The sequence below is a fragment of the Methylophaga sp. UBA5088 genome (genome assembly GCF_002414625.1).
In the GTDB taxonomy this organism is placed as follows: Bacteria; Pseudomonadota; Gammaproteobacteria; order Nitrosococcales; family Methylophagaceae; genus Methylophaga; species Methylophaga marina.
Map to the genome: position 1 here is coordinate 5220 of NZ_DIAC01000125.1, position 1528 is coordinate 6747.

General features: G+C 43.2%; 1 protein-coding gene and 1 pseudogene. Both read left to right on the forward strand.

What is annotated here, in order from left to right; genetic code table 11:
• Nucleotides 1-642 (forward strand): annotated as a pseudogene (locus B4K20_RS15355) (RNA degradosome polyphosphate kinase); the annotation flags it as partial.
• 7 nt (nt 643-649) lie between these two features.
• On the forward strand, nt 650-1405 hold the full coding sequence (locus B4K20_RS15360; protein WP_289283585.1) for a ParA family protein: 756 nt from the start codon (nt 650-652) through the stop codon (nt 1403-1405).
• The last annotated feature ends 123 nt before the right edge of the window (nt 1406-1528 follow it).

Consider the following 1528-nt stretch of genomic DNA (forward strand, 5'->3'; position numbering starts at 1 on the left):
CTGACCTCTGATAAACAAATTGGTGAAGATGTAAACAATCTGTTTATTCAGCTCACCAGCCTCGGTAAAATTCCGCAAATGCATAAACTGCTGCATGCCCCCTTTACCTTGCATGAAGGCTTACTGGCCAAAATTGAAAAAGAAATCGAATCTGCCAAGGCTGGCAAACCGGCCAGAATCATTGTAAAAGTCAACGCGGTTGTTGAGCAGGAAATGATTCAGGCGTTCTACCGTGCATCAATGGCTGGGGTAAGCTTCGATTTAAGCGTCCGTGGTATCTGCTGTCTCAAACCTGGTGTTGAAGGCTTGTCTGACAATATTCAGGTCAGAAGTATTATCGGACGTTTCCTGGAGCATACGCGGGTTTTCTACTTTGAAAATCAAGGTTCACCTGAAATCTGGGCTGGCAGCGCCGATTTAATGAAACGAAACTTATTACGTCGTGTGGAAACCTGCTTCCCGATTGAATCTAAGAAATTACGTAATCGCATTTTGGACGACTTGGAAATCTATCTTTCAGATAATTCACAGGCGTGGATTTTAAATGCTGATGGCCGTTACCATCGTGTTGAAAAAGAAGATGACGCTCCATCAATTTCTGCGCAAACGACCTTATTAGAGCAAATGGCCAAGTCGTTCTAATCTCGTTATGGAAACTATTGCTTTTTTCAATCTGAAAGGCGGCGTCGGTAAAACGACGTCCGCCGTCAATATCGCCTGGCATGCCGCTAATGAAGGTATCCCCACACTGATATGGGACTTAGATCCACAAGGCGCATCCAGCTGGCTGTTGAATACCGATGCTCAATCGGAAACAAAACCCAAAAAATTACTCTCGGGCAAAACGCCTATCGGTGATTTGGTCAGAACTACCGAGTTTGACCACTTGGATATCATTCCCGCTGACTTTTCTTTCCGTCACTTGGATAAACAATTGAGCGAACAAAGTGATCAGGGTAAAAAGAACCTGATTGCCAAACTGGTAGAACCGTTCAGTGAAAATTATGCGTTGATGATTTTGGACTGTCCGCCTAGTTTTTCCCTACTGACAGAACAGATTTTTGCTACAGCTGATTCCTTATATCTACCGTTGATTCCGACGCATCTGTCGTTAAGAACATTTGAGCAAACCCGTGACTTCTTTAAAGAACATAAATTAAAGCCTAAACGTCTACATGCTTTTTTTAATATGGTGGACAGACGTAGAAGCATGCATCGCGTGATGCTTGCCCATCCACCTAAGATGCTGAAAAATGGATTAAAAACAGCGATCCCCTACGCTGCTGTGGTAGAAAGAATGGGGGATCACCGTCAACCATTACCGGCGTTTGATAAACAATCAAACGTCAGTCAGGCTTATGCTGAATTATGGCAAGAAATCAAACACACCTTGTCTGAATTCTAAAATCATACGGCAGGTTTGATTCGCCAGCATCGATGAATCTTTTTATTTCGCTCAAAATCACGCGGTATGGTCGTTACGCTGATATCGTTGATCGTCATTTGAATCAAAGCATCAGTATCTAAT

Bases quoted from the DNA above. Each gene is read 5' to 3' on its own strand.
- B4K20_RS15360 (WP_289283585.1), top strand. From the start codon at position 650: ATGGAAACTATTGCTTTTTTCAATCTGAAAGGCGGCGTCGGTAAAACG.